At 33.3% G+C, this 6,677-nt stretch carries 5 protein-coding genes; 1 reads left to right on the top strand and 4 read right to left on the bottom strand.

Annotated elements, in window-relative coordinates:
* On the top strand, positions 1–939 hold a 939-nt coding region (locus AFK68_RS16420; RefSeq protein WP_094673717.1), incomplete at its 5' end, for a M24B family metallopeptidase.
* Positions 940–2,120: 1,181 nt separating this feature from the next.
* Here AFK68_RS16420 and AFK68_RS45455 read toward each other — a convergent pair.
* From AFK68_RS45455 to AFK68_RS16395, 4 genes are all read right to left on the bottom strand, one after another.
* Positions 2,121–3,074 carry a pentapeptide repeat-containing protein gene (locus AFK68_RS45455; RefSeq protein ID WP_371357421.1) on the bottom strand — a complete coding sequence of 318 codons (954 nt, stop codon included), beginning with the start codon at positions 3,072–3,074 and terminating at the stop codon, positions 2,121–2,123.
* Positions 3,075–3,100: 26 nt separating this feature from the next.
* Positions 3,101–3,676, bottom strand: a 576-nt coding sequence (locus AFK68_RS16405) for a pentapeptide repeat-containing protein (RefSeq protein WP_210407443.1), incomplete at its 3' end; no start/stop codon positions are given.
* An 861-nt stretch (positions 3,677–4,537) separates the two neighbouring features.
* Positions 4,538–5,359 (bottom strand): pentapeptide repeat-containing protein, encoded by an 822-nt coding sequence (locus AFK68_RS16400; RefSeq protein WP_246844232.1) that lies wholly within the window; start codon positions 5,357–5,359, stop codon positions 4,538–4,540.
* Between the two features lie 285 nt (positions 5,360–5,644).
* Positions 5,645–5,965: a hypothetical protein gene (locus AFK68_RS16395; RefSeq protein WP_094673713.1), complete on the bottom strand. Its 321-nt coding sequence runs from the start codon at positions 5,963–5,965 to the stop codon at positions 5,645–5,647.
* Positions 5,966–6,677 lie beyond the last annotated feature (712 nt).

Below are 6,677 nucleotides of genomic sequence, written 5' to 3'. Positions count from 1 at the left end.
CCCCAAGAAATTGACTTAGAATTAACTAAAGCAATTATCTCTTTAAGACTTAGCCATGATGATACAGCTTTAAGAGAAATCAAACAAGCAGCAGCAGTAACAGTAGAAGCTCATAAAGCAGGAATAGCAGCCACAAAAAATGCTAAATCTGAAGCAAATATCCGTGCTGCAATGGAGAGTATTATTATTTCTCATAATATGACTTGTGCTTACGGTAGTATTGTGACTGTATATGGAGAAGTTTTGCACAATGAACAATATTATCATCCTCTACAAACAGGAGATTTACTATTAGCAGATGTAGGAGCAGAAACAACTTTAGGTTGGGCAAGTGATGTGACTCGAACTTGGCCTGTTTCTGGTAAATTTTCTCCTACACAAAGAGATATTTATGATGTAGTTTTAGCTGCCCATGATACTTGTATTTCTCAAATTAAAGCAGGTGTAGAATATTTAGATATTCATTTATTAGCAGCTAAAGTTATTACTGAAGGATTAGTTGATTTAGGAATTTTAAAAGGTAAACCAGAAGACTTAGTAGAAATGGATGCTCATGCCTTATTTTTTCCTCATGGAGTTGGTCATTTATTAGGTTTAGATGTTCACGATATGGAAGATTTAGGAGATTTAGCTGGATATGAAATTGGTAGGGAACGTAGTAGTCGTTTTGGTTTAGGTTTTTTACGATTAAATCGTCCATTAATTCCGGGAATGTTAGTCACAATTGAACCTGGTTTTTATCAAGTTCCAGCTATTTTAAATGATTTAGAAATGCGTCAAAAATATCAGAATATTGTTCATTGGGAAAAGCTAGAAAAATTTTCTGATGTTCGAGGTATTAGGATTGAGGATGATATTTTAATTACTACAGAGGGAGCTGAAATTTTGACTCAAGAATTGCCTAGCAATATTGATGCAATTGAAAAATTAGTAGGATAATTATTTAGGAATTACCGCATCAATTTTAAATCTTAAGTCATCATAGTTTTGATAATTATAATAAATAAGGAAAATACTATCAAAACTAATATACTTATTGAAGATAAAGTAATCAAGTATTAGAGTTACAGTGGTTTTCATTTCAGTAGACCACAGTAGGGGGTTTTTCCTGACGGAATGCTGCCTCTTCCAGAGGAACTGCCTCTTCCAGAGGAACTGCGCTAACGCTTTTTCCTTCGGAATGCTAGCGCAAACATGTCGCGCAGCGTTAACGTTTGTGGAGCATTCCGTCAGGAAAGTTGTGCGGAACGCTAAATGGCTATTCGCCCCTACAGAGTTTTGATTATGACGATGTGGTTTATCCATCTGAAAAGCGCTGTAAAGTAAGGGAGAAACAAGAACACATTGCTATTTATTAGTAAGCATTCAGCTATTAGCGGTCAGCACTCAGCTCGAATGCTTTTTATAGCTAACCGCTGAATGCTACCCTATGTTTATCAACAATTTTTAGGATGGTGAGGTACAGTTTAATACTAATTTCTATTCCCTCTTTCAAGGTAATGAAGCTAATAGCTGATAGCTGATGGCTGACGGCTGAATGCTTACATTTATTACTATCAAAGATGACGGAAATATAGTTAGTCATCTTTGATAAATTTCGTTACTAAACCCTGACATTTGTTATGATTACCAATGCTCAAAAATAATGCTATGTTTAACTAGGCTATAAGAGTCTATCTAACATACCAAATTTTTATTTCAAGATATTTCCCATTTCAGACTCCTTACTATCTTTACTACTAACTCCTGATATGAAAGAAGAAGTAATAATTAGGGCTTGCTGATTAAATTTTAAAGCATTTACAGGTAAAGGTTTTAGCCGTTTTAGATCTGGAAAAAGTACAAGGTTTTTGCTCCTTAGAGCTGCATAAAGTTAGGATTTTGGGTTGACTCATAGCTGAAAAATCAAGGGATAATTNCTTAGAGCTGCATAAAGTTAGGATTTTGGGTTGACTCATAGCTGAAAAATCAAGGGATAATTCTTCCTCCTGCCTCCTCGCTCATTCCTGACTCTTCCTGTCTCCTTTCTCCTTTCTCCTGACTCCTACCCTCACCCATAAGACTTTTTCAGGAAACCCTAATTAATTATTAATTGTTGAACATAAACATAATATTATACCTTAATATTCATCCTGAAAAACTGCCCCACGTTTAATTAATTCCTGCTTCATTTCCTCAGAAATTCCCAGATTATTACCAAATAGAGCGCCATCTAATTCTGCACCTTCTAGGTTAATTTCTCTTAAATCAGCACCCAATAACCTAGCATTTTTCAAGTTAGCATTCATCAGATTTGCCATCATTAATTTGGCATTTGATAATTCGGTATCACACAATTGGGCTTTTAAAAGTTTAGCTTCATTCAATAAAGCACCCGTCATAATAGAATTAAATAATAAAGTATTGCTTAGGTTAGCCCCTTCCATATTCGCATGATATAAATTAGCTTTAATCAAATTAATATCTGCTAGATTAGCATTAATTAATTGAATATTAGTGAGATTAGCATTGCTGAGATTAGCATATCTGAGGTTAGCATATTTGAGGTTAGCATTAGTTAAATTAGCAGTGCCAATATTAGCACCCTTAAGATCGGCATTTTCTAGGTTAACTCCACTTAAATTTCTCCCATAAGCACCATGATTAACAATATCCCAAACAAGATACCACTTATCATCTAATTCTGTTCCATGATTAATTTTTACTCCTCTTAAATTAACATGATTTAAGTTAACACCTTTCAACTTTGTGTTATTAAGATTAGCATCACTAAAATTAGTGCAATTAAGATTAGCATCACTAAAATTAGCGCTACTAAGATTGCCTCGATTTAATTGACCTCCAAAAAGATTAACATTAGATAAATTAGCTTCTTCGAGATTAGCATCTTTAAGGCTAACATCTGTCAAATTGGCATGACTAAAATTAGTACCTTTAAGATTAGCTTCATTGAGATTAGCATCATTAAGTTCCGCATAACTAAAGTTGGCATTTGTAAGATTGCTATTTCTCAAATTAGCACGAGTCAAATTAGCATTAGTCAGATTAGTTTCAATTAACTTTGAATTTGTAATCTCGCTACGCCAGAGATTAGCACCCNAAGGCTAACATCTGTCAAATTGGCATGACTAAAATTAGTACCTTTAAGATTAGCTTCATTGAGATTAGCATCATTAAGTTCCGCATAACTAAAGTTGGCATTTGTAAGATTGCTATTTCTCAAATTAGCACGAGTCAAATTAGCATTAGTCAGATTAGTTTCAATTAACTTTGAATTTGTAATCTCGCTACGCCAGAGATTAGCACCCTCTAGGTTAGCACCCTGTAGGTTAGCACCCCTAAAACTGGCTCCTCTGAGGTCTGCACCCTGGAAATTCACCTTACTAAAGTTAGCAAACCACATTATTGCCCCACTCAGATTAGCATGACTCAGATCGCTATTACTAAAGTTAGTTCTTTTCAAATTAGCGCACAATAAATAAGCACTTCTCAGAATAGCGTCACTCAAATTAATATCATCTAGATCGCTCAGACTTAGGTCAGCATACTCAAGATTTACACCAGCAAAATTGTTAGTCAATTTTTGATTGGTGGTTTCATCAGCATCATTTATTGCTTGATTTTTTGTACCTTGAATTAGTTTCTGTAGTTTATCAAGTGATTTTTGGTTAGCCATATATACCTATATCTTTAATGTTTGAAATTTAAGATGTTATTTGAGGCCAATCATTAAAATTAATTTAGTCCTGTATAACTCAGAATAATTAACCTTTTTCTAATATAATTATCACAAATAATTATTACAAAAAAGGCATTTAGATAAAATCTGAAGAAATAGGCAGGTTAAATTCTAATTAAAATAGATGAAACCAGTAAATTTTGACTTTTCCTCTGGCAAAACTAACTTAATTTATGACCAAAGAATAAGGTCTCAACCCTTCCATTTTAAGGCGATGAAAAAATAAATTTGACTATTTAAAGGCTATAGTTTCAGCCGTCGGTACTGTTTTGCTACTGCACAACGCAAGTTTTTCATGTTCCTTAGTCAAACCCTAAGCGACATGGAAAGCGGAGCATTCTGTAAGGAAAAAACACAGTTACGACTCTGGAGGCTAATAACTGATAACTGAAATGACTAGATACTTATACCATTTCACGGAAGTTAAAAGTTACTCATTCATTAAGATTTCATAGACTCAAAACTTTGATTCCAAAGTAATTTCAGGAAATTATTTCACATCTAAAGTTTGAGACTATTNTAATAACTGATAACTGAAATGACTAGATACTTATACCATTTCACGGAAGTTAAAAGTTACTCATTCATTAAGATTTCATAGACTCAAAACTTTGATTCCAAAGTAATTTCAGGAAATTATTTCACATCTAAAGTTTGAGACTATTTCTGACATCTTTAAAGTGAATTGGTATTACTTATATTGATTCTGTCTTTTCTGCAATTACCGAAAGTATAAATAGAAAAATATGAACAGGAAAATCAAGTAAATAGATTAGTAATTAATTAATTTTTTTCTGACTAAGCATCCTCAAAAACTGCCCCACGGCTAATTAAATCTCCCTTCATTTCTTCAGATAAACCAGCATCATGCCATAACCTAGCATTGTCTACTTTTGTATTGTGAAAATTAGCTCCTTTTAAATTTGTTAATGCTAATCCAGCATTACTTAAATCTGCATCACTCAAATTCGCATTACTCAAATTCGCATCACTTAAATTCGCATTACTCAAATTCGCATTACTCAAATTCGCATTACTCAAATTCGCACCACTTAAATTAGCCAAAGCTAGACTAACAAGGTGCAAGTTTGCATCAGTTAGATTGGCATTACTTAACAACGCACCACTCAAATCTGCACCACCCAAATTTACTTTACTAAGATTAGCTTCACTTAAATCTGCATCACTTAAATCTGCACCCCGTAGGTAAGCACCATATAAATTTGCTCCACTCAAATCAACACCACATAAATTAACCCCTAATAATTTAGCACCAGCAAAATCTTGAACAGGATTTAGATCGGCAATATTTGCTAACTCCAATAAATTTTCTGTATTTGCCTCAATTACATTTTTGCTTATTATTCTAAACTCTGAAAAATCACATCCAGCAGCAGTTGCAGATAACATTAAACCTTGCAACTCCTCTGGAGATTTATATTGTAATGACTGAGCAGCTAACTCAGAGCTAAAATTCTGCGATCGCAACCAAAGCACCAATTTTATTTCCAACACAGCTAGTCGGTTGGGGCTAATATTATGAGGCCATAATCCTTCAATACCAGTCATAGAGTCAAAATTTTCATCAGCTATATTTTTAACTGTTATACCAGTTTTCACTCCCAGAAAATTAGTTTTAACTTATTTTTTGGTCTTGTTAAGTCTTAACAGTCAGGAGTCATAAATCATGAGTCAGGAGTCAGGGGTTAGAAATAAGTTTTTCTCAATTGACGTTTTATGCCAGCCGTGATAAATCTTTACTATAAAGCTAGAAATCTTGATGATAACTGCTTCCTTAGTTCAATAAACTTGATAAAATTTATAATTTTTCTGCTTTTTCTGCTTTTTTTGTTCCCTCTTCTTTTGTCTTAGTTTAATACCTAAAATCAGCAATGCTTATCAAAATCATTGAGTCGCACCACGCCCAAAATTAGTATATTGGAGGTCTATGACACTTAAATCACTAACTGCAGAATCTTCGGTAAGATTTAGAGCCACATTTTGAGCAATTTCTGTAAAGTTATTGCTAAATTGTTTTGATAATAATTCTTTGGCGATCGCTATTTGTTGTTGTTTCAATTCTTCTACTTTTATTCTATCTTCCATTGATTCATATACTAATCTTAGATTAAATAAAACATCTCCTTGGCTAGTATAATTATCTATTTTTTTTGCAATAGCTAATTGTCGTTGATAGTATTGTTGAGCGAGGGAAAATTCTCCCAAGACATGATCGGCTATTCCTAAACTTGAGCAAGCTTGTTCGATGGTAAATTTGTCTAGGGTTTCTTGAGCGTTCGCTAAATGTTTTTGTTGATATTTAACTGCTTGTTGATAATTTTATAGAGAATAAGATGAATAAGTATTCCCTAAATTTCCTAATGCTTTTGTTTCCCTTTTCAGTGTTGAATTTATCTAGAAATATTTAAGCATTCAGCGGTCAGCTATCAGCTAGAAGAAGGAATTCGTCTGATAGCGAGAATTAAAAGTCCGACACAAAAAAGGTCATCAGCTAAACTTAATAAGTTATTACTTTCAGGCATCTTTTTGCACAGAATGACCAATTCAATAATTAATAATTAACAATTAATAATTAATAATTACCTCTTCTTGAAAAGAAGAGGATTGGTTAAAAGGAAAATTTTTTATTTTTTTCTCCCTGAAAGGAGAGGCTTTATACCCATTTTTTTGGTAAAAGCTGAGAGCTAACTGCTAATAGCTGTTTGCGCAGCATTCCGCAGGAAATGCTACGGAAATATTTAAGTGTTGCTGATAATATAGCAATGTGCGCTGGCATATTTACACATTATTTTTTATAACCTTTTTAATTACTGCACTTTGAGCTGGACATTGTAAATACCTGAGCGCTCATTGCTGTATTCTATAGTTAACTGATAGTTTAATATGCTTCATAAGCAACACCAATATTTCCTAAAAC

It is taken from the genome of Hydrocoleum sp. CS-953, assembly GCF_002260545.1.
In the GTDB taxonomy this organism is placed as follows: domain Bacteria; phylum Cyanobacteriota; class Cyanobacteriia; order Cyanobacteriales; family Microcoleaceae; genus Trichodesmium.
Note: the sequence above shows the minus strand (reverse complement) of the source record. Positions and strands in the feature narration are given on the sequence as shown.